Annotated in this window: 17 protein-coding genes; 10 read left to right on the forward strand and 7 right to left on the reverse strand. The window is 50.5% G+C overall.

The features are described from left to right. The first annotated feature begins 60 nt into the window (after positions 1-60). Both EZ315_RS03445 and EZ315_RS03450 read left to right on the forward strand, forming a co-directional pair. Entirely contained in the window at positions 61-1,905 is a 1,845-nt protein-coding gene (locus EZ315_RS03445) for a 2-oxoacid:acceptor oxidoreductase subunit alpha (protein ID WP_135470641.1), read from the forward strand. 5 nt (positions 1,906-1,910) lie between these two features. Continuing rightward, a complete protein-coding gene (locus EZ315_RS03450; protein WP_135470642.1) occupies positions 1,911-2,924 on the forward strand; it encodes a 2-oxoacid:ferredoxin oxidoreductase subunit beta in 1,014 nt (337 codons plus the stop codon). 215 nt (positions 2,925-3,139) lie between these two features. Here EZ315_RS03450 and EZ315_RS03455 read toward each other — a convergent pair whose 3' ends face one another. Both EZ315_RS03455 and ndk read right to left on the reverse strand, forming a co-directional pair. Next, positions 3,140-3,946 (reverse strand): M23 family metallopeptidase, encoded by an 807-nt coding sequence (locus EZ315_RS03455; RefSeq protein ID WP_135470644.1) that lies wholly within the window; start codon positions 3,944-3,946, stop codon positions 3,140-3,142. Between the two features lie 96 nt (positions 3,947-4,042). Beyond that, positions 4,043-4,510 carry a nucleoside-diphosphate kinase gene (gene ndk / locus EZ315_RS03460; RefSeq protein WP_135470646.1) on the reverse strand — a complete coding sequence of 156 codons (468 nt, stop codon included), beginning with the start codon at positions 4,508-4,510 and terminating at the stop codon, positions 4,043-4,045. 597 nt (positions 4,511-5,107) lie between these two features. Here ndk and EZ315_RS03465 point away from each other — a divergent pair. The 7 genes from EZ315_RS03465 to EZ315_RS03495 all read left to right on the forward strand — a co-directional run bounded on the left by EZ315_RS03465 (position 5,108) and on the right by EZ315_RS03495 (position 15,875). After that, the gene (locus EZ315_RS03465; RefSeq protein WP_135470648.1) at positions 5,108-6,013 is read left to right on the forward strand and encodes a hypothetical protein; all 906 of its coding nucleotides are present in this window, start codon (positions 5,108-5,110) and stop codon (positions 6,011-6,013) included. Positions 6,014-6,119: 106 nt separating this feature from the next. Continuing rightward, positions 6,120-7,679 carry a hypothetical protein gene (locus EZ315_RS03470; protein WP_135470650.1) on the forward strand — a complete coding sequence of 520 codons (1,560 nt, stop codon included), beginning with the start codon at positions 6,120-6,122 and terminating at the stop codon, positions 7,677-7,679. 33 nt (positions 7,680-7,712) lie between these two features. After that, on the forward strand, positions 7,713-10,781 hold the full coding sequence (locus EZ315_RS03475; RefSeq protein ID WP_135470652.1) for a SusC/RagA family TonB-linked outer membrane protein: 3,069 nt from the start codon (positions 7,713-7,715) through the stop codon (positions 10,779-10,781). Between the two features lie 19 nt (positions 10,782-10,800). Beyond that, positions 10,801-12,267: a RagB/SusD family nutrient uptake outer membrane protein gene (locus EZ315_RS03480; RefSeq protein ID WP_135470654.1), complete on the forward strand. Its 1,467-nt coding sequence runs from the start codon at positions 10,801-10,803 to the stop codon at positions 12,265-12,267. Between the two features lie 29 nt (positions 12,268-12,296). Further along, positions 12,297-13,097: a DUF4843 domain-containing protein gene (locus EZ315_RS03485; RefSeq protein WP_135470656.1), complete on the forward strand. Its 801-nt coding sequence runs from the start codon at positions 12,297-12,299 to the stop codon at positions 13,095-13,097. A gap of 25 nt (positions 13,098-13,122) precedes the next feature. Further along, complete coding sequence (locus EZ315_RS03490) at positions 13,123-14,769, forward strand: PKD-like family lipoprotein (RefSeq protein WP_135470658.1); 1,647 nt, start codon at positions 13,123-13,125, stop codon at positions 14,767-14,769. A gap of 2 nt (positions 14,770-14,771) precedes the next feature. Further along, positions 14,772-15,875: a TlpA disulfide reductase family protein gene (locus tag EZ315_RS03495; RefSeq protein WP_135470660.1), complete on the forward strand. Its 1,104-nt coding sequence runs from the start codon at positions 14,772-14,774 to the stop codon at positions 15,873-15,875. Between the two features lie 198 nt (positions 15,876-16,073). Here the strand turns inward: EZ315_RS03495 and hpf are convergent, their stop codons facing one another. The 4 genes from hpf to EZ315_RS03515 all read right to left on the reverse strand — a co-directional run bounded on the left by hpf (position 16,074) and on the right by EZ315_RS03515 (position 21,047). Then, complete coding sequence (hpf, locus tag EZ315_RS03500; protein WP_135470662.1) at positions 16,074-16,367, reverse strand: ribosome hibernation-promoting factor, HPF/YfiA family; 294 nt, start codon at positions 16,365-16,367, stop codon at positions 16,074-16,076. Continuing rightward, positions 16,357-17,295, reverse strand: coding sequence for a tyrosine-type recombinase/integrase (locus EZ315_RS03505; RefSeq protein WP_135470663.1), 939 nt, complete (start codon positions 17,293-17,295; stop codon positions 16,357-16,359). Before EZ315_RS03505 ends, hpf begins: the two co-directional genes overlap by 11 nt. Positions 17,296-17,474: 179 nt before the next feature. Continuing rightward, positions 17,475-18,686, reverse strand: coding sequence for an OmpA family protein (locus EZ315_RS03510; protein ID WP_135470665.1), 1,212 nt, complete (start codon positions 18,684-18,686; stop codon positions 17,475-17,477). A 327-nt stretch (positions 18,687-19,013) separates the two neighbouring features. Further along, a complete protein-coding gene (locus EZ315_RS03515) occupies positions 19,014-21,047 on the reverse strand; it encodes a transketolase family protein (protein ID WP_135470667.1) in 2,034 nt (677 codons plus the stop codon). A 354-nt stretch (positions 21,048-21,401) separates the two neighbouring features. Between EZ315_RS03515 and EZ315_RS03520 the strand changes: the two genes are divergently transcribed. After that, a complete protein-coding gene (locus tag EZ315_RS03520; RefSeq protein ID WP_135470669.1) occupies positions 21,402-22,733 on the forward strand; it encodes an MFS transporter in 1,332 nt (443 codons plus the stop codon). Between the two features lie 82 nt (positions 22,734-22,815). Here the strand turns inward: EZ315_RS03520 and EZ315_RS03525 are convergent, their stop codons facing one another. Then, complete coding sequence (locus tag EZ315_RS03525) at positions 22,816-23,130, reverse strand: hypothetical protein (RefSeq protein ID WP_135470671.1); 315 nt, start codon at positions 23,128-23,130, stop codon at positions 22,816-22,818. Positions 23,131-23,145 lie beyond the last annotated feature (15 nt).

Here is a 23,145-nt window from a genome sequence, read left to right on the forward strand (position 1 = left end):
CATTTAGCTTACAAAGAATCTAATATCGTAATCACAATCCAATCAAGTAATACTCCGGTTATGTTAGAAAAAACAAACGTAAAGACCCTCGACAAGGTCGTAGTGCGTTTCTCGGGTGACTCGGGTGACGGTATGCAGCTTGCTGGCAATATCTTCACCAATGTTTCAGCCGGTCTGGGCAACTCTGTTTCCACCTTCCCCGACTATCCTGCCGACATGCGTCCGCCCCAGGGATCGCTCAGCGGCGTGTCCGCATTCCAGGCAAGCGTAGGCAAAGGTGTGCACACCCCCGGCGACCAGTGCGATGTGCTTGTCGCAATGAACCCCGCCGCCCTCAAACGCGGATACAAAATCCTTAAGCCCGGAGGCGTGATCATCGTTGACATCGACTCCTTCAACGAATCAGGACTTAAGAAAGCGCAGTTCGATACTGAGGACCCCTTCAAAGAGCTCGGCATAAACGCACAGGTGATCGAGGCTCCTGTCACATCAATGACAAAAGCCGCACTCGCCGACAGCGAAATGGATGTGAAATCGGTACTCAAATGCCGCAACATCTTCGCCCTCGGACTCGTATGCTGGCTCTTCGACCGTCCCCTCGAAGGCGCGCTCAAACTGCTTAAGAATAAGTTTGCCAAGAAACCGGCTGTATACGAGGCCAACTCCAAGGTGATACAGGCCGGATACGACTACGGTCACAACATACACGCTTCGGTATCGACATTCCGTATCGAGACCGAGGACATCCGTCCGGGTGTCTACACCGACATCAACGGCAACACCGCCACAGCATGGGGCTTCATCCTGGCTTCCGAGAAGGCAGGACGCCCACTCTTCCTCGGCTCCTACCCCATCACACCTGCCACCGACATCCTCCACGAACTGGCAAAGCGCAAAGACCTCGGAGTCAAAGCATGCCAGATGGAAGATGAAATCGCAGGCGTATGCTCAGCCATAGGCGCATCCTTCGCAGGCAATCTTGCAGTGACCTCCACATCCGGTCCCGGACTCGCACTCAAGAGCGAGGGTATCGGACTTGCCGTAATGGCAGAACTCCCCTTGGTAATCGTCGACGTTCAGCGCGGCGGACCCTCCACCGGACTCCCCACCAAGACAGAGCAGACCGATCTCATGCAGGCACTCTACGGACGCAACGGCGAATCGCCGCTCGTAGTGGTAGCTCCGGTATCGCCCACCGACTGCTTCACAATGGCATTCGAGTCATCACGCATAGCCATCGAGCATATGACCCCTGTGATTCTGCTCACCGACGCTTTCATCGGTAACGGCTCTTCTGCATGGCGAATCCCCGAGACCGAGGACTATCCAGAAATCCGTGTCCCCTACGTGCCTGAGGACAAGAAGGCCGCATGGCGTCCCTACCACCGCGATCCCGAGACACTCAGCCGCTACTGGGCAATCCCCGGCACCGAAGGGCTGCAACACCGCCTCGGAGGTCTCGAAAAGGATTCCGAGACAGGAGCAATATCCACCGATCCCGTCAACCACGAGAAGATGGTGGAGCTGCGCCAAGAGAAGATAGCACGCATAGCCAACGATATCCCCGAGCAGGAAGTGCTGTGCGACGTTGATGCCGACACACTCCTCATCGGATGGGGCGGCACCTACGGACACATCTACTCGGCAGCCGAAGAGCTCAACGCGACAGGCAAGCATGTGGCATTCACCCAGTTCCGCTACATCAATCCGCTTCCCAAGAACACTGCCGAAATCCTGAGCCGCTACAAGACAATCATCGTGGCAGAACTCAACACAGGCATGTTCGCCGACTATCTCCAATCCAAATTCCCCAACCTCGATATCCGACGCATCAACAAGATACAGGGTCAGCCTTTCCTCGCTCAGGAAATCGTTGACGGTGTAAACAAAATCATGGAGGGCTAACAATCATGGAAGACATCAAATTCACCCCCGCAAACTATAAGAGTGACCAGGCTGTACGCTGGTGTCCCGGATGTGGCGACCACGCCATCCTCAACACGCTTCATAAAGCTATGGCAAGCATAGGAGTGCCGCCCCACAAGATGGCTGTAATATCCGGTATCGGATGCTCGTCACGACTCCCCTACTATATGAACACCTATGGCTTCCACACCATCCACGGACGTGCGGCAGCCATCGCCACAGGCTTCAAGGTGGCTAATCCCGAGATGACCGTATGGCAGATCTCGGGCGACGGTGACGGTCTCGCCATCGGCGGCAACCATTTCATCCATGCCGTACGACGCAACATCGACATCAATATCCTTCTTTTCAACAACAAGATCTATGGTCTGACCAAGGGGCAGTACTCCCCGACAAGCGACCGTGGCTTCGTGTCGAAGTCATCACCCTACGGCACTACCGAGGATCCGTTCATCCCGGCAGAACTCGTGTTCGGAGCACGCGGCAACTTCTTTGCCCGCTCAATCGATGTGGAGCTTCAGGTCAACCAGGAAGTCCTCACAGCAGCCCAGCAGCACAAGGGCACATCGGTAGTCGAGATGCTCTGCAACTGCGTGATATGGAACCACGGCATACACGACTTCATCACCGACCGTGAAAACCGTGCCGAACGCACCATCCACCTCGTGCATGACGAGAAGATGCTCTTCGGCAAGGAGAAGAACAAAGGTCTGGTGCGCGACGGATTCCTGCTCAAAGCTGTCGAGATCGGCAAGGACGGATACACCATTGATGACGTGCTCGTTCACGATGCCCACACCAAGAGCAACTTCCTCCATCAGCAGCTCGCAATGATGGACGGTCACGAGCTCCCTCTCGCTATCGGCATCATCCGCGACGTCGAAGGCCTCACCTACAACGATGAGATCGACAAGCAGGTCGAGACAGTACGCGCAAATAAAGGCTTCGCCACACTCCGCGACATGGTACTCGCCGGCGAGACATGGACTGTGGAATAACACCACAGCATGCATGGATTTAAATCATTAAATCCATCCCGCCAATAACACATAATCCACTAACCCCTTCCCGAAGGATGTTAGTGGATTTTTTTGTAGGGCGGGACGTATCCCCGCCGATGGCACGAACCGGTGAGACACAAAAAAACAGATAAGGGTCCGCTCCTGATGGCGCGGACCCTTATCTGCATAATCCCAGCAAGGACTATGCAATATTATTTTTTACGCTTCTTTGTGGATGCGTAACGTTTCTTTGTGGTAGTTTTCTTCTTTGCCGGAGCATATGTCTGCGACTTGTTGTAAGTCTTTTTGTCAAAGGCGAACTCATCCTTGTGAGGCACACCGTTTTCAAAGTCGATTATCGCAGCAGGATTGATGGCTATACCCATGAAGCGGGTCTCGAAATGAAGATGTGGACCTGTGCTGCGTCCGGTATTGCCTCCGAGAGCTATAGGATCGCCGGCTTTCACCACCTGGTCGGGCTTCACAAGGAAACGGCTCAGGTGACCATACACTGTCTCCAGACCATTAGGGTGACGCATCACCACATAATATCCGTAACCTTTTCTCTCATATTTGGTCATGCGAACCTTTCCGGAGAAAGCGGCGCGCACAGTGTCGCCCACATGCAGCCCGAGGTCAATACCCTTGTGCATACGGCGGAAACGACGCCGATAGCCATAATTGGATGTCACACGCCCCATGATAGGAGCACAATACTCCGACACATCGATAATCTTATGGTCGGGCACCATGGCATTGCCATAGGCATTCACGTTATCGGAGTTCCAGAATTCGCCGAATATTTCGCTCTCCATATCCATCTCCTCACGCTCCTTCACATGATTGAGAAGAATGTCATTGTTCTCGATCTTGAAGGGATTGACTGTAGGATTCTGACGCGCTATCAGGGCATTGTGCTGGGTGGCATGTGATTCAGGGAGCCTGCGCTGCGCCTGTGCCACCATTCCGGTCATCGCTATAAGTGCTGTGGAAAGTAATATCTTTAGATTGAAGGTCATACTGCTTAAAGAGGATGAGATTAATGATGAGGATTGAGTTAATATCTTGTTTTCTGTTTTATCGGGTATTCCTTATAGTCTATTATTTCTGCGGTGTCAGTCCTTGAGTTCGGAGTCGGCGTTGATGAATCTGATAGCGTCGGGGGTATAGTCAAACAGCTCGTCGGGGCTGAAGAATCTTTTTATCTCCACCTCGGCATCCTCGACTGAGGATGATGCATGGATGATGTTCTCCTGATTTGACATAGAGAAATCGCCGCGTATCGAGCCCGGAGCCGCTGTCCTGCCGTTGGTGTCTCCGGTCATTGAGCGGACCACCCTGATAGCATCCACTCCTTTAAGACACATCACTATCACCGGAGAGGCTGTCATGGATGCGACTATCGAAGGGAAGAACGGACGGTCAACGAGATGAGCGTAATGCTCGCGCAGAATCTCGGGAGAGAGTTGCATCATCTTCATGCCTGTGATGGCAAGCCCTTTGGCTTCAAAGCGGGCAAGCACAGTGCCTACCAATCCGCGTTCCACTGCAGAGGGCTTGAAGATGATCAGAGTCTGTTGCATCGTTGAATTATGATGGTTTAACGTTCGTTTAGATTTTAATTTCTTACGATTTCAAATTTAGTCATTTTGAGCATATTACACAAATCATATTCGGCATAATATCCCATGCTTTATAAACATCAATAAAACGCGCAGACATAACACACTAATCTATCGACAATTAAACATAGATGCAAAAATAACCTAAAAAATCAAAACCCAATTTTACAATACGTCCAATATGTAAATTTATGCAAAATATTGTATTTAAACACTATTTACATTTAACATTTAGATACTAATCCTGCCTCTGCAAAAACCTACGGCAGAATTAGTGTGGTTTTTACACTTTTTCGCTTTTTAATATGCTTTACAACTTAAGGTTATTCAAGAAAAAATATCTGATTTTTGAAGCAAATCACGATTTTAACTTAAAATCCATTGGCTTTTTAAGAGTTATAGAGAATTATTTGCCTCAATTGAGTTAATGTGTGTTAAAAATTTGGGGGGGGTAATTTTGGTCGTACATTTGCGAAAAAAGGAAATATAGTGCACTCTCCCTTAATAAATACAAACTAATACCAATCCATTTACATCAATCATTTAATCACTGACTTTATGAAGAAACTTCTACTCCTTATCGCGATGACACTCTACATCGCACCCTCCCTCCTCGCAGACACATCCGGAGAACAGGACATAACAATCAAACTTCTCTATAAGGATGACAAGAGTGAATTAGGCACAATGACCGGAAAAATAACCTACGACGGCTCAAAGACATACACTCTGCCCAATTTTCTCGGCTTTGTCGACAGAGACGGCCAACCTGTCACTATGATGTTCACAATAGGAGAAGTGACTGCCGACAATGGCAACCTCGGACTAATGTTTATCGATCCACGAACCGAATTCAAATCGGACGGAACAAACAACAACTGGTATAAGGATAATCAGGCACGAGTATATGGAGATGAGGGATACAACGATGCCGCATACTACAATGCCGACCTGTTTTATTTCAATTGGCCTTTTGACGCATTCTCAAAAGTATCACTTCCATTGGCAGAAGGGATAGATGAAAACACAGGTGCTCCCGACTCATATGCAAAAGTATTGCAATCCAGTCCATTTGTAGGACCAGATGAGTCAAATATACTTCTCGCTCCGGATTTTTGGTCTGGTAAAACTGCTGCAATAGCCAGAACACGCACATATGCCACACTGTCAGGCAACACTTACAACTGCCAAATCGAAGGTAACTCTGCCCACCACATGAATAAGATGGATGGAGCAGACGACTGGAGCAATCTGTCATCAGCATTGCCTTTTTATCTAAATTTCTCATTTGACAAAAACGGCTTTAAGCCAGGTGTCACAACCGGTATTGAAGATATCGACATCGAATCGGAAAACGCTCCTGTAGAATATTTCAACCTCCAAGGAATTAAGGTAGACAACCCCACCAACGGTCTATACATCCGTCGTCAAGGCAACAAAGTGACAAAAGTGGCCATTAAGTAAATTCCATCCAAGGAATTACCTCCCCTCAACTTAATAAAATGACCAACACAATGGCCACAGCATTGAATCCTACAGTTTCATTGCTGTGGTCATAATAATGCCAAAAATGAAAAATACTTTATTAACATTCATAGCATTGGGAAGCGCAGTGCTTTCAGCATCGGCTCAAGGGCTTGACAGCAGCACAGCCACTGCCATAAAAAACCATTTCTCATCAGTTCTTGAAGGAAAGAATGAGAAATATGTGTCGGATATCAAGATCCCTTATTCCGATATAGCAACCTACAGAAGTTCTGTATGGGACCAATGGAAAGACGCCAACGACGGATATAGCGAAATCAAACTGCCCCCACTCCAAACAAGATATGACGGACAGCTCAGAATACCTGCCGTCTGGGAAATCCCAGCTGACTTAGAACCTCAGGCATCACTCAAGTATGCATGGGGACGTCTCGATTCCTCTTCCGATGCATGCCCCCTCATTATATTCCTCCATGGCTCCGGAGCAAAAGAGACTGAATGGGAATTGGCAAAGAAACTTGCTCCGTCGTTCGACTCAAAGCCCGCCATATACTTCATACCTCAGTTCCCCAACGAAGAACTCAATGGGGTCAACTACCGCAGATGGTGGCAGAAAGGGAAGCAATGGGTATGGGAAAAGATAATCCGTCAGGTCAATCTCCGTGACGAGATCGACATCAATAAAGTATATTTCATAGGGATCTCCGAAGGTGCTTACGGAAGCCAGCGTCTCGGCACATACTATGCCGACTACCTTGCAGGCATAGCACCCATGGCGGGAGGCGAGCCCCTCAACAATGCTCCATGCGAAAACCTACGCCATGTGGCTGTCCACTTCCGCACGGGCTCCAACGACAATGGATTCTACCGCTCCACACTCACTCAGGCTTGCGGAGATTCCCTCGACCTCCTGCAACAACAATATCCCGACGGATACGTGCATGATGTAAAAACTGTAGCCGGAGCCGACCACACACTGCCAAAATACGGAGAGGCGTTCCCCTGGCTCGTGCAACAGACCCGTACCACCAACCCAAAGCACATCAACTGGGAGGACTATACTATGGACGGCAACTGGCGAAAAGGATTCTATAATATAGAAGTGACCCGCCGCAGCTTTCCTATCAACTGCAACCGCACATACTATCAGATGGATATCGATGGCAACAACATCAATATGCAGGTGCGCGGACTATACTACGAAACCACCAACGACCATAACAATCCTTACGGTGACGACCTTGTGCTTAACTTCAACCGTCATTACGCAACAGCGACAAGCGGCGAGTTCAAAGTGTACCTCAACAATGACCTCGTTGACCTTAGCAAGCCTGTGACACTCACTGTGAACGGCAAGAAGGTGTTCAACGGCAAGCTACAGCCCAATCTCGCCGACATGGTCAACAGCACCGCACTCTTCTACGACAAGGAGCGAGTGTATCCCACTCATATAGATGTTAATCTCGACAATATGACCGCCGACGGTCCCACATCAGGAATAGACAGCCTCACAGCCGACGACGCTGACGAAAACGCCCCCATCGAATACTATAACCTCCAGGGCATACGCATAGAAAAGCCCACTGAAAAAGGGATATACATCCGGCGTCAGGGCTCCAAAGCCACCAAAATCGCAATCCATTAGTTATTACACATCAGATAAGAAAACCAATCATTTATGAAAAGGAAAGAACTGCATTTGATTCTACTGCTCCTCTTCCTTTTGCTTTTCCCGTCACAATGGGCTATGGCTCAGACCGACACAGGAAATGACAAAAAGGCGGACCAGGCAGTAATAATCACAGGAGTCATCAGTGATGCTGAAGGAGAGCCGCTTCCTGGCGTCACTATCAGAAACATCAAGAACAAGAGGACTGCACTGACAAATGTCAACGGAGAGTTCTCAATCCCGGGAGCCAAAGGGGAGACTCTCGCCATATCATACATAGGAAAGAAGCCTATGCAAGTGAAAGCCTCTACAGGCAGGCGCATGAAAATCACCATGGAGGACGATGCTGAGAGCATCAGCGAAGTAGTGGTGACAGGTATATACTCCCGAAACAAGGAAAGCTTCACCGGATCGGCATCCTCATTCTCGGCAGAGGAGCTGAAAATGGCAGGCAACACCAACCTCATCCAGAGCCTCAAGACTCTCGACCCGGCTTTCACCGTACTGGAGAACAACCAGTTCGGTTCCGACCCCAACCGCCTCCCCGACCTTGAGATCCGTGGCAAAAGCTCCATAGTAGGGCTCAAGGAGCAGTTCGGACAGGACCCCAACCAGCCGCTCTTCATCCTCGACGGCTTCGAGACCACTCTACAGACCATCATGGACCTCAGCATGGACCGTATCGCATCGGTCAATATCCTCAAGGACGCCGCTTCTACAGCGATCTACGGATCGAAGGCAGCCAACGGTGTCATCGTTGTGGAGACCAAGGCACCCGAGATGGGAAAACTCAAACTCACCTACAACGGCTCCTTCAACTACTCGTGGGCTGACCTCACCGACTACAACCTCATGAACGCTTCGGAGAAGCTTGAGTTTGAACGTCTCGCAGGCAACTTCGAGTCCTACACCGCCGACGGCGAGGAGCGTGCACGCATCCGCTACAATATGCTGCTCGGCAACGTGCAGCGCGGAGTCGACACCTACTGGCTATCCGAACCTCTCCAAAAAGGTCTCAACCAGCGTCACAACCTGTATGTGCAGGGCGGATCGGACGAACTGCGATTCGGTATCGGTGTCAACTACAACCGCATCGACGGTGTGATGAAGGACTCCAAGCGCGATGTGGGCGGAGGTTACCTCGACATCACATACCGTACCGGCAAGCTACGCTTCACCAACAAGATGACTGTGGACTTCACCGACCTCACCAACCCTGTAGTGAGCTTCAGCGATTACGCAGGAGCGAACCCCTACTATCCCAAACGCAATGATGACGGAAGTATCGACCAGTGGCTTGAAGCTCCAAAGACCGGTGTAAACGTGACAAGTGCATCGCCCTATGTATCCAATCCGCTCTGGAATGCTGCCCAGAACAGCTACAACAAGGGTAACTCATGGAGCGTGCGCAACAGTCTCAACCTTGAATACCGCCCCATTGAAGAAGTCATGATCCGAGGCCGTGTCAGCGTGTCGAAATCAACCAATGAGACCGAGGAGTTCCTATCCCCGTCCGACACCCGCTTCAATCAAGAAGAACTGCTGAAGAAAGGCTCATACTCCAACCAACGTTCCGACGGCTTCGATTACGACGGAGACCTGTCAGTGACATTCGGTAAACTTTTCGCCCGCAAGCATCAGGTGAATGCCGTTGTCGGTGCATCAATCCGCGAAAGCAAAGGCAAAGACAAAGGATTCACCGCACAGGGATTCCCCGAGGGCAACTTCACCACTCCCGGCTTTGCCAACCGTTATCCCGAGGGTGGCAAGCCGAGCTACAGCGACTACACAAGCCGCAGCGCAAACTTCTATTTCAACGGAGGTTACGCATTCATGAACAAATACCTGCTCGATGCCAACATACGTATGGACGGAACCTCGGTGTTCGGCTCCAACAAGCATTTCACCACCACTTGGGCATTCGGTGTAGGCTGGAACCTCGCCTATGAGGATTTCATCAGGAACCACACCGGCATATTCAATATGCTCAAGATACGCGGCTCCATCGGTAATCCCGGCAACCAGTCGTTCGGCGCTTTCAACGCCATCACCACCTACAAGTACAACAACTGGATGCTCAACAACTTCGGCACCGGTGTGCTCATCGATGCCTTCGGCGACCCCAACCTCGAATGGCAGAAGACCATCGACCTCAACGCAGGTATCGACGTGAGCATGTGGAACCGTTTCCACCTCAACTTCGACATCTACCGCAAGAACACCGATCCGCTGCTCGCACAGATAGGCATACCCCTGTCGGTAGGCACAGCCCAGCGACTCGCCAACATCGGCCAGCAGATCAACGAAGGCTACAGCGGCACCGTGCGATATGCCATTCTCTACAATCCCAAGAAGAGCCTCAACTGGACTATAAGCCTGTCATTCGCTCACAACACCTCCGAGTACCGCAAGATAGGCAACAGACTCAATCAGTTCAACAACGAGAACATCTCCAAGAGCCTCACACGCTACTACGACGGCGGATCGCCCACCGCGATATGGGCTGTGCGCTCGGCAGGCATCGACCCCGCTACAGGCAAGGAAGTGTTCATAACCAAGGACAACACCTACACATTCCAGCACAGCTATGACCAGGAAGTAGTGGTAGGCGACACCCGCCCCGACCTTGAAGGAGTGATCGGAAACACGCTCTACTGGAAAGGCTTCTCGGCAAGCATCTATTGCCGCTACAGCCTCGGCGGCCATATGTTCAACTCCACTCTCTACAACAAGGTGGAGAATATCTCGACCACTGCGCTCCAGTCCAATCAGGACAAACGCGCCCTATATGACCGCTGGCAGAAGCCGGGCGACATAGCCCAGTTCAGAGGTATACGCGAGACCGACGTTACCCCTATGTCGTCACGATTCGTGCAGAAAAACGACTACTTCACCATCGAATCCGTACGCCTGGGATGGGAACTCCCCACCAGATGGATGGACACAATCGGATTCCAGGGCATATCGCTCAGCGCATACATGAACGAAATAGCACGATGGTCGACCATCAAGGACGAACGCGGAACATCCTACCCGTTCGCACGAAGCGTCAGCCTTGCAGTAGGCATCAACTTCTAAAACCATTTGCCATACAAATATGAAAACCAAAATATCATATATACTAATCGCGCTCGGAATCCTGTGCACATCCTGCTCGGATTTCCTCAACGTGCAGCCGAGCGACCGAATATCGGAGGAGACAAACTTCACAAACATCGCCGGATTCAAACAGGCGATCAACGGCATATATGTCGAACTCAATTCCTCCGACCTCTACGGACGAGCCCTCACATGCGAGTTCATAGAGATTATGGCTCAGCGTTATGCCATAGACCAGCAGAACAACAAAAGCGACTGGGAGACAATGCAGCTCAACTACTCATCATCCACCCCACAGTCGCGCCTACAGAACATCTGGTCAAAAGGCTACAACCTCATAGCCAACTGCAACCTCATCATCAAGAACTGCGAGCAGCACCGCGAAGTGCTTCCCGACGAGTACTACCATCTCATAAAGGGTGAGGCTTACGCGCTGCGCGCATATCTTCACTTAGACCTCTTCCGTCTGTTCGGATCGGTCTACGATCCTGAAGTCTCCACTTTAGCTATCCCCTACTACACCCAGCTACAGCTTGATGTGGCTCCGACACCCAGTGCTCAGGAGTTCATGGATCTGGTCCTTAAAGACCTTAAGACAGCAGAGGAAGAGCTACAGGACGATCCTATAGTAACATTCGGTGTCAACGGCAACCCAAAGGATATATTCCTACAGTTCCGCAACCTGCGTCTTAACCTGTATGCCGTATACGGACTTCTCGCACGTTACTATTACTATGCCCACGACAATGAGAACGCATACGCATATGCCAAGAAAGTGGTCGATATCCAGGAACGTCATTTCCCCTGGGTGAAACTGCTTAGCCTTACAGGATCGAATATCGACCATATGTTCTCTACCGAGATAATGTTTGCCCTACAGAACCTCCAGCGTGACAATCTCTTCACATCTCTGTTCAATGGCAATTCGCTCAAGACATCCTCTCTGCTTGCCCCTCTCGAAGATGTGACAACCGAAATATTTGGCGGCACCATGGCGAGCTCCGATTATCGTGTGAGATCATCGCTCAGCGGAACAGTGGAACAGGGTGGCAAAAAATATGTCCTGTTCAACAAATACCAAGGCACCGACTCCCTCTACAATCAGATGATACCTATGATACGCGTAAGCGAATCATTCCTTATCCTTGCCGAGACAGGTCCCGATGACGAGGAACGCCTCAGCCGCTTCACAGAGTTCAACAACGCCCGCGGTCTTCAGGGCGTGGAGAATATCGAAGAACTGAACACACTGTTCGACGACATCGACAACTCTCAATACACCGAACTCGGAAAGGAATGGATCAGAGAGTTCTACGGCGAAGGCCAGCTCTTCTTCTGGTACAAGCGCAACCAATGCCTGTCAATGCGATCAGCCACCAGCGCGACCAACGATCTGCCGTTCAGAATGTTGTCAGCCAGCAGGTATACCCCTCCGATACCCGAGGGTGAAGAGAAGTACAATTAACTTGAATCCCACCTAAAAATCATCTTGCAATGAACATAAAGACTATTATTCCCGCAATAGTACTCCCCTTGCTGCTCGGGGTCTCAACCACCGGATGCAATGAGGATACACTCGACACTTACGAGGGAGAGAACGGGATATACTTCGACACAACCTACAACGGTGCCGAAATGATGTCCGACACCATAAAAGTGCACTGGGGACTTGAGAACTCGAATGTGACAAGCCAGAAAGTCACCCTCAAAGTGAAGCTCTTCGGCAACACCGCGCCTGTCGACCGCAAGTTCAGTATCACTGTAGAGACCGATGAAGGCGATGACCTGGCGGCAGCCGAAGGCGTGGACTATGTGATGCCGGTTACAGAATATGTGCTACCGGCAGGCAAGGCGGAAGTGCCTATAGAATTTGAAGTGCTGCGCCGCCCCAATCTCAAGGACTCACCCCGCCGTGTGAGAATCAACCTCGTGGAAAATGACGAGCTCAAATTCCTCTACACCCGCGGACTCCCTTACATAGACGAGAACGAAGAGACCCAGGTACGTCCCGCCGACTTCCAGCGTGTTATACTCATGGAAGAGACCTTCCCCATACCTGTGTGGTGGGTGATATACGGTGAGCTTTATTTCGGAGACTGGAGTGCAACAAAGGCCGCCCTGATATGCGACGTGATGAACATCAACCGTAAGGAATGGGTCGAAGTCAATGTCCTCACCGAAGGCTATCTGAAATACTGCGGAAAGTACATGCACCGATATCTCCAGGAACAGGACCCCAAAATCCTCGATGAGGACGGCGAACCTATGGTGATGGGTCCGGTATCTATCAACTAAACCAATCCACCTTTTTTAGAAAACAATGAAAAAGCTATTATACCTGCCGGCCGTTATCGCCGGACTATGGCTCTCTTCCTGCTCCGACGACATAGGCAACTATGACTACAAGGACATCAATGAGGTGTCAGTCGACCCGAATGCCCCAGGCTCCGTCGAGGAAGGAAAGACCTATGAATTATTCGCATACCTCGATCACTTCAATTTTGACCCGCAACTCAATTCGACATTCGGCAAAACCGACGAGAATGCCTACGAATATGAGTGGAAGGTGATCCCTGTGGGAGCCATCTGGGAAAGCGTCGACGAGTCAAAGATTGTGATCGCCACCACCCGCAAGCTCACTGATGTTGTGTCACTGTCGCCCGGAACATACTCCGCTTTCTTCAATGTGAAGGACAAAGAGACCGGAATAACATGGACCACACAGTTCAGACTACAGATCAAATCAATGACCGAAGAGGGATGGCTCGTGCTCTGCGACAACGAGGGCAAGACCCGCCTGGACCTCATATGTAACCGCAATGAGGAGGAGGAATTCGCCTCTCACGATATCCTCAACACATATGACAACGATGCCATCACCGATATCGAGGATATAGGCAGACCGGTGAAACTTCTGTTCGACCGTTACCAGCAGAGCTACTCCAGAGCTATGCTGGTAACCGACAAGGACACATACTGCTTTGACGGAGATGTGTTCAAGGTCGGCGAACAGAACAGTCTGAGATGGCATTTCGGCGACTCTAACCACCCGGTGCGCATAAAGGCGTCCATGAATTCAGCCAATGCCGGCTCCAACAACAACCTGTGGGTGATCATCGATGACAACGACGAGATATACACTCTCAACAACACCACACAAGGCTCAATGTTTGAATTCCCGATCACAAAGCTACAGGGCACAGAGCCTTTCACTCCCGCTCCTTTCATTGCAGCCAATATCAACCAGCAGGCATTCTCCCCAGGCAAGGAGGGCCAGGGCAGCAATCCGTCAGTAATGTATGACGCAACCAACCGTCAGTTTGTGGAGATAAAGCATGGATCGTACTATCCTTCAGTGATGGATTTTAGCGGAGACAAGCAACTGTTTCAGAATCCCACCGGACGCGACATGGTGTTCATGGCACCAAGCCGCCACGGTCCTATCTACGCAGTGCTGCGCGATCCATCCACAAAGGAGACTTATTTCTACGGCTTCATGATGCATGGCAACGGAAAGAGCAATGCCGATTCTGAGGGATGGAACGTACAGGTGTGCCACGGCAAGATCAACGGACCCGGTGTGGAGAACGCCACTCTCTTTGCCTTCCATCCGCTGCACAACTATATATTCTATGCTGTCGGAGGCTCCATCTACCGATTTAACTGGCTAATGCCCGACACCCCTGCCACTGAGGTCATAAATCTCAGCGGAGAGGAAATCAGCGTACTGAAATTCAATTCATTCCGCGGACCATTCCCCGAATACTCCAATGCTTCATACTGGCAGTATTCACGCAACTACCGCCTCGTGGTCGGCTCAAATGCCACTGCCCTACCGCAGGAGGAATGCGGAAACGTCCGTTTCTACAATGTACCCGACCTAATGCAGCCCCTTTCATTGCACAAAGAGCATAATGAATTCGGCAAGATCATCGACATCGTATACAAAGAACGTCTGAAAAAATAACAATGTACCCCAAAAAGACTCTTTCATTAGCCATAGCAGCCCTCTCGGGCTGCATGGCTCTCTCCGCCGCCTATAATGTGACCGGCAAACTTGACAACAACGGAGGTTCACGCATCTTCCTGGTCACACAGACCGGCAAGAACACAATGGACACCATTGCCACATCGCTCACACCCGACGGCAGCTTCACATTCACCGGAAACATCTCGGCACCCATGGCAGCCGAGATCCGTTCGGCAGGCTCCTATCTGCATGTCCCTGTCATGCTTGAGGACGGTAAGTCCTACAAGGTGACAGGTGACGCCTCGACTCCCAACAAATGGACCATCGACGGAGGCGGCGACCTACAGAATGTACGCAACCGTTTCCATGAAATCGAGCTGGAACACACCCACCGCTGTGACTCCATACAGCATTATTACCGCTCCACCTACGACCTTAACGACTATTTCTGGGTAGTGCAGCTCAAGGGCGCGCTACAGCGTGAGGGGGAAGCGTTTGATGCGAAACGCGACTCCTTCGCCATGGCAAACGATAATCTCGTGAGCGCGGCAGTGCTGGCATCGGACGTTCGCAAGCTCATAAACAATAAGACTGTACACCAGAAGTATCGTCTTCTTGGTAACAACGCTCGCAACACTGTTCCTGGCAATATACTGAAAGTCGAGGCGGAAAGAATGGCGCAGATCGTAGTAGGAGGCACAGCCCCCGACTTCACTATGCCAACGCCGTCGGGAGAGACACTTTCACTCCACGGAGTAAAGGCAAAGATCAAGATTCTTGATTTCTGGGCATCATGGTGCGGTCCCTGTCGAGCCGAGAATCCCACCCTGCGCAAGATCTATGCCGAATATGCCCCCAAAGGGCTTGAGATCATAAGCCTCTCGCTCGACACCGACAAGGATGCCTGGATAAAGGCAATCGAAGCCGATCAGATGACATGGAAACATGTGTCGGAACTCGATAAAGGCAACACTGCCAAATCAGTCTACAACATCTTCAGCATTCCGCGAATGTTCATTCTCGACGAGAACAACAAGATCATCTCGGAAGGCCTGCGAGGAGAACAGCTGATAGAGTTCATCGCTTCACAGTTGAAGGACTGATCCACAGCCAATATACTCTGATACCATACTCAAACGTCTGCCCACGGACATTGCGCTTTAAATCATCCATGGGCAGGTAAAAAATCCGCAGATTGTCTCTCAGGCAGGGACACAATCTGCGGATTCTATATTTCATCCGGGTCAAAGACATAGGCTCAAACGCCTAAGTCCGACATACCCGGTATGCTGACATGTGGGTTACTTCTTATTCTTAGCCTTCTCAAGCTGTTTTTCGAGAGCGTCGAGAGCCACGTCGATAGCCTCCTCGAAGGTATCGGCTGTCTTGTCGGCAACAAACTCATCGAGCTGAGGCACTGTCAGGCGTACGATAGCCTGCTTGTTGAGAGCTGTCTCGGGCTTCACAACCTTGAGTGATACGTCTACAGCACTCACTGCCGGGAAGCGGCGCACAATGCGATCGACCTTTTTGTTGATAAAGGCTGTAAGCTTCTCGGTGATGTCAAAATGGATAGCTTTAATGTTAATGTCCATAGTGTCCTCCTTTGTTAATTTGTGCACGAGGATGTGCAAGTTGATAATTATGTTTGAGGTCTCGGTATGTCACATGAGTATATACCTGGGTTGATGTGAGCGATGCATGTCCCAAGAGCTGCTGCACGGTAGCAATGGGAGCTCCGCCGTTGAGCATGTCGGTCGCCATTGAATGGCGCATCACGTGGGGGCTCAGACGCTCGGCATGTGCCCCACCCTTACTTAGCATCCGGTGAACGACATTGTAGACCATTTTGCGGTAAAGCTGCTCTCCGTTGTCCCTCACCATAAGCGGAGCGGAAGTGTCGGCACGGCACACCGATGTGAGAGGGGATGAATCACGCATGGCGCGGTAAGCGTCAATTGCCTCTGCAAGCTCCGGACCAAATGGGATCACTCTTTCCTTATTACGCTTACCCAGCACCTTTAGTTCACCCTTTACAGTGTCGACATCGGCATCTCTCAGCCCTATCAGTTCACTGCAACGCATGCCTGTGGAGTAAAGTATATCAAGAATCAGACGGTCGCGCACTGCTGCAAAATCATCATGCGGTATATTAGCGTCGAGTATAGCCGAGGTCTCCTCGGGACGTACATTCACCGGAAGTGTCTTGGAGGGCTTAGGGAGCACGAGACGCGATGCAGGATTAACCGAAATATCACCCTGACGCAACAGATACCTGTAGAATGCCCTGAGAGCCGATACTTTACGCTTAATGGTGCGTGGAGAGGAACCGCTCCCGGCAAGATGAGCCACCCATAGTCTCAGGTCAGAAAAGGTTACATCTTCGGGCACAAGTGTTTCCAGACTGCCTCCTGTGGCATAGTCCGCCCATTGATGCAGGTCACGGCGGTAAGCATCGACCGTCAGTGCCGAATATCCCAGCTCAAGGCTGATATGACTGAGGAATTGTTCAATCTTATTCATATGCCCGGATGATGGTGGTGTGTATTACGGTAGCGAAGATAGGGAATAGATGTGAAAAATGCAAACTTTTCACCAATGCTTTATAACATATTGTTTATTATTGACCGATATACACAAAAAAATGACCCGCACCTCAGGGCGCGGGCCACTATGTTTAATACTTTTATCAGGATGCCTGATTACTTGTTAGCCTTGATGGTAACAGCACGGTCAAGAGAAACGTACTCCTTGCCTTCGCCAAAGAGGTTGGCATCGTTGGTAGTAACGTCGAGCTGGTCAGCCTTCACGCCGTTGCGGAGGAGAACACGCTCTACACCGTTGGCACGAGCCTTGCGGAGACGGTCGTTGACAGCGGCAGAGCCGGTGTAGTTGTCAGCATAACCGCATACGGTGTACTTCTTGCTGGTGTCAGCCTTCATAACGTTGGCAACTGCGTTGAGCACCTTGTTGTCTACACGAGAGATGCGTGAGCTACCGATAGTGTAGTAGATAGTGCAGAGAGGACCTTCCTCAGCTTCAACAACCTGCTGAACAGGACGGTTGAGGCAGTCACGGAGCTGACGCTCAAGGTCGGCGATGCGGCCGTTGGCAGCCTGGAGGCGAGCCTCAACCTCGTCGCAGTTGGGAATTTCGGGGATAACGGGAACGATAGGTGCGCTCCAGGTTGACTTGTTGAAGTTGTAAGTAACACCTACATAAGCCTGAAGATCTATGTTGCTCTTGCGGGGAGCAGAATACCTGTACTCATCGGTAAGGAGCATGGCACGGAGGTCGAGGTAAAGACCTACATGGTCGCTTACACGGAAGTTGTTGATAAGACCTGCGCTTGCGGTGAGGTTGTCATCGCTGCCGTGGTGCCATCCGTCACGACGTCCGTTAGCTGTCCAGCTGGGAACAGTCTGCCAGTTGTAGCCTGCACCTGCATAGATGATGCCGTTGTATACACGGTCAGCACGATAGCCACACCACCAGTTGGTGAGGTTCAACATTGCCTGAAGGTGAGCTCCGAATTCGTTACGCTTGTACTTAGCATAATCAACATTTCCGTCACGGAAATCGCCATAGTAACCTACGCCACCGTCATTGCTGAGGCCCTTTACCTGAGTGAAATTGAAACCGGCACGAAGACCTACGATGGGTGAGAACCACTTACCTACCCAAAGTCCGGCGTTGGGTGAGAAACGGTCAAAGAAATCACGCTTGGTGTTGTTGCTGTTAAAATAGTAGTTGATACCACCTTCAGCAGATACGAACCAGTTGCTGGAGAAGCTGTTGAAAAGATAGCCCTGAGCAGGATCCTCAACGTAAGTGATCTCCTGTGCACTCTGAGCCATTGCGCTTTGGCCCATAAAGAGAGCGGCTACGAAGCCAAGAAGGATACTCTTTTTCATAAATAATTAATTATTGGAAAATAGTTGAAATTTATTGTCTATGTTATTTTGATAACTATGAATATTGAACCATCTTCAAGCAGTCAGATTGAGACATTTGATATGACTGCACATTGTCAAGCAGAATTTCGGGTCAAAGTTATAACAAATTTTCCGAATAATCTAAAATTTAGCAAAAAAAGCTTTAATATGCACTAAAAATATGCCTTTTGGACGAATTTGAGGACAAAAATTAGTGACCCCGAAGCAAAAACGACCTTCGGAGCCACTGTTTTATGATATGCCTGAACCTACAATGCTCAGCACATCATGCGATATCTTACGTTACTACTTGCCGAGGAATGCAAGTACGCGTCCTTTTACAGCATCTACTGTAAACCCGAATTTCTCATCAAGCACCTTGTAGGGGGCAGACGCACCGAAATGATCGAGACCGAACACCTCTCCATCGGAACCAACCACTCCACGGAGCGTGGATGGAAGGCCGGCAGTGAGACCGAAAGCAGGCACACCGGGGGTAAGGACCGCCTGACGGTATTCAACAGGCTGATTGTTGAACAGACCGATCGAAGGAACTGATACCACACGTGCCTTCAAACCCTGCTCTGCAATACCAGCTGCAACGTCACACAGGAGTGAAACCTCCGATCCGTTTGCAACAAGGATCACATCGGGCTGCTGCTCATCGACCACAACATATCCGCCACGACGGCATCCGGTCTCAGCCTCGGCAAAACGGTTGCCTGACGCAGCAGGAAGATCGGGAAGATTCTGACGTGAGAGTACGAGAGCTGATGGTGTCTCGAAATTCTCCATTGCCATCTCCCAGGCCACCGAAGTCTCGGCCGCATCGGCGGGACGGAGCACGAGCATCGAAGGCTTGCCGCTGAGATTGCGGAGCTCCTCCATAAGACGGATCTGAGCTTCCTGCTCAACCGGCTCATGAGTGGGACCATCCTCACCTACACGGAACGCATCATGTGTCCAGATGTATTTCACAGGGAGCTCCATGAGAGCAGCCATACGTACAGCGGGCTTCATATAATCGGAGAACACAAAGAATGTGCCGCATGCTCCGATGACACCTCCGTGCAGAGCGATACCGTTCATTACTGATGCCATGGTGAGCTCGGTGACACCTGCATGGAGGAAAGCACCTGAGAAATCACCCTTGACGAAAGGATGGGTCTTCTTAAGGAATGCATCGGTCTTGTCAGAGTTGGCAAGGTCGGCTGACGACACGATCATATTATTGACTTTCTCGGCAAGCACTCCGAGCACATCGGCCGATGCCTGACGACTTGCGACATTAGGCTTGTGCGGAATGGCTGCCCAGTCAATTTCGGGAAGCTTATTGTTGAGGAACGCATTAAGTTCCTTGGCAAGTTCGGGATTGGCAGCTTCCCATGCGGCCTGTTCGGCACGGCGAGTCTTTACAATCTCACGGAGCTGTTCACGACGAGCCTCATAAAGAGCCTTCACATCCTCGAATATAACCCATGGATTCTCGGGATCGGCACCAAGATTTCTCATAGTGGCAGCATAGTCGGCACCCGATGCGCTGAGGGGCTGGCCGTGAGTAGAGCACTGTCCCTCGAAGCAAGATCCGTCGGCCTTCACACACCCTCTGCCCATCACAGTGTGACCTATGATGATGGTGGGACGTTCCTTCTCGCCCTGAGCCTCGGCAATCGCCTTTGCGATCTCTTCCGGATCATTGCCGTTACACTCAAGCACATTCCATCCCCATGCACGATACTTCGCAGCTACATCCTCGTCGTCGACCTCATTGACCATAGTGGAGAGCTGCACCTTATTGCTGTCATAGAACATTATAAGGTTGCTGAGACCGAGATGTCCGGCCAGACGGCCTGCGCCCTGGGATATCTCCTCCTGAATACCGCCATCGGAAATGAAAGCATATGTCTTGTGGCTCAGCCACTCGCCGAAACGGGCTGCAAGGAAACGCTCAGCGATAGCGCAGCCTACAGCCATAGTATGACCCTGGCCAAGAGGCCCGGAAGTGTTCTCCACTCCACGCTCGGGGTGAAGCTCGGGATGGCCTGGCGTCGGAGAGCCCCACTGACGGAACTGCTGAAGTTCGTCGATAGTATAATGTCCGAACAGAGCGAGGACACTGTAGAGCATAGGTGACATATGACCGGGATCAAGGAAGAATCGGTCACGTCCAAGCCACTTGCCGTCGTCCGGATCGGTGATGAGGAACTGTGAATAAAGCACGTTGACAAAGTCGGCACCACCCATGGCACCTCCGGGATGTCCGGACTTGGCTTTCTCAACCATTGACGCGGCAAGGACTCGGATATTGTCCGCCGCATGATTTACAGCTGTGAGATTCATGTAATAATTATATGATGAGTTTAAATAGTGTATTTCCTACAATAAGCTGCTCATGTGATAGTCAAGGTATCTTAGAATGATGATTAGTAGGTAACGGCAAATATACGAATAAAAAATTTAATTTGCCCACATTTATTAATCATTTTACACAGTTTGAGCGCATTTAATCTATGAATGATACATCCAAGATAAAAAATTTTACTATCTTTGCCTTGAAATATAACATAGCAAATTTCCAAACCGTCGCGTGTCACCACGCACACACCAACCCTACGATCCATATCCCAAACCGACGGCACAGACAGGTTACAAATTTCTAATACAATATCTAATTCTTATCTTAAACAACAAGCAATGGAAACTTCCGTTAAAAAGAACGGTAACACCGTGGCAATCGTGACGATGTTTTTCGTGTTCGCGATGATTTCGTTTGTTACCAACATGGCGGCCCCATTCGGCAATATCTGGGGATTCAGATATGCGTGGGCAGGCATGGCAGGTAACCTCATGAACTTTACTGCCTATCTATTCATGGGCATTCCGGCAGGAAACATGCTCATCCGTTACGGCTATAAGAAGACAACCCTGATTGCCCTTGCAGTCGGTGCGATCGGTCTCGGCATCCAGCTCCTGTCAAGCGTTGTAGGCGACAACATCATCGTGATAGGCGGCGAGGCTCCGACCACTCTCAACCTATTTATCTATCTGTTGGGCGCGCTCGTGTGCGGTGTGTGTGTATGTATGCTCAACACCGTTGTAAATCCCATGCTCAACCTTCTCGGAGGTGGTGGCAACAAAGGCAACCAGCTTATCCAGACCGGAGGCGCACTCAACTCTCTTGCAGGCACTCTTACCCCCATGATGGTGGGCGTGCTTGTCGGAACCCTGACCAAAGAGACCACCATGGCATCAGTCGCTCCTCTTGTTGTGACAGGCATCGTGATATTCGTGGCAGCATTCATAGTCATTTCATTTGTCAAGCTGCAAGAGCCACAGGCCAACTTGAGCAATGTGAAATATGAGCACAGCCCCCTCGCCTTCCGTCACTGCATGCTCGGCATTATCGCAATCTTCTTCTATGTAGGTATCGAGATCGGCATACCCGGTGAGATGAACGCATGGATAAGCCGTGAAAACTTCGAGGGTGCCGCAGCAGTAGCTGGCTCGCTCGCTGCTCTCTATTGGCTCATGATGCTCGTCGGACGTTTCCTCAGCTCTATAATCAGCGGCAAAATATCCACCCGCACCCAGCTTATAACAGTTTCAGCTGTAGCCATAGTGCTTGTGCTTATTGCAATCTTCCTGCCTGAGAGCATCACCTTCAAATCCCCTGAAATCGAAATGCTCAACATCTACAGCGGCGAGGTTCCGATGAAGTGTCTGTTCCTATTCCTCTGCGGACTCTGCACATCGGTAATGTGGGGAGGCATCTTCAATCTTGCCACTGAGGGCCTGGGCAAATACACAGCCAAGGCTTCCGGTCTATTCATGATGATGGTGGTAGGCGGCGGCATCATGCCGTTTATCCAGGACTGGATAGGACGCAACGTAGGATATGTGAACAGCTACTGGCTTGTCCTTGCAATGCTCGTCTACATATTATATTACGCGGTAATAGGCTCAAAGAATGTCAATACAGACATACCAGTGTCTATTGAGAACGAACCTGACCTGCGCGACCTCTGATAACAAATAATCAGCACTTCCACAATACAGGACAGCCCCTGCCGGAGAGATAAAACCGGCAGGGGCTGTGTGTGTTCAATGGTCAGTTAACACGCTCATCACGTGGGCTGCGTGTCACAGGAGGTGCGGATGAAGCGGATGAAGACACTTTCCTCTTGCGCTTGTTACCGCCCGATCCTCTGGAACGGTCATCGACAAGTTCTGGACTTACCGTCACTGCAGAGTCGTACACCTCAGAAGTGTGATGCTTCACTCTATCTTTACAATCCGTATTGCAGAAAGCGTCACCACTTACCATGCAACTGCGCCAGGTAAGAATAAGTGTGACGATGAGGAGGACTGCTATAAGCACGATGAGACCACGTTTCTCTCCAGATGTGATTGGTATATTAGACATACGGACGGATGATAT

The organism is Duncaniella freteri (assembly GCF_004766125.1).
Classification (GTDB): Bacteria; Bacteroidota; Bacteroidia; order Bacteroidales; family Muribaculaceae; genus Duncaniella; species Duncaniella freteri.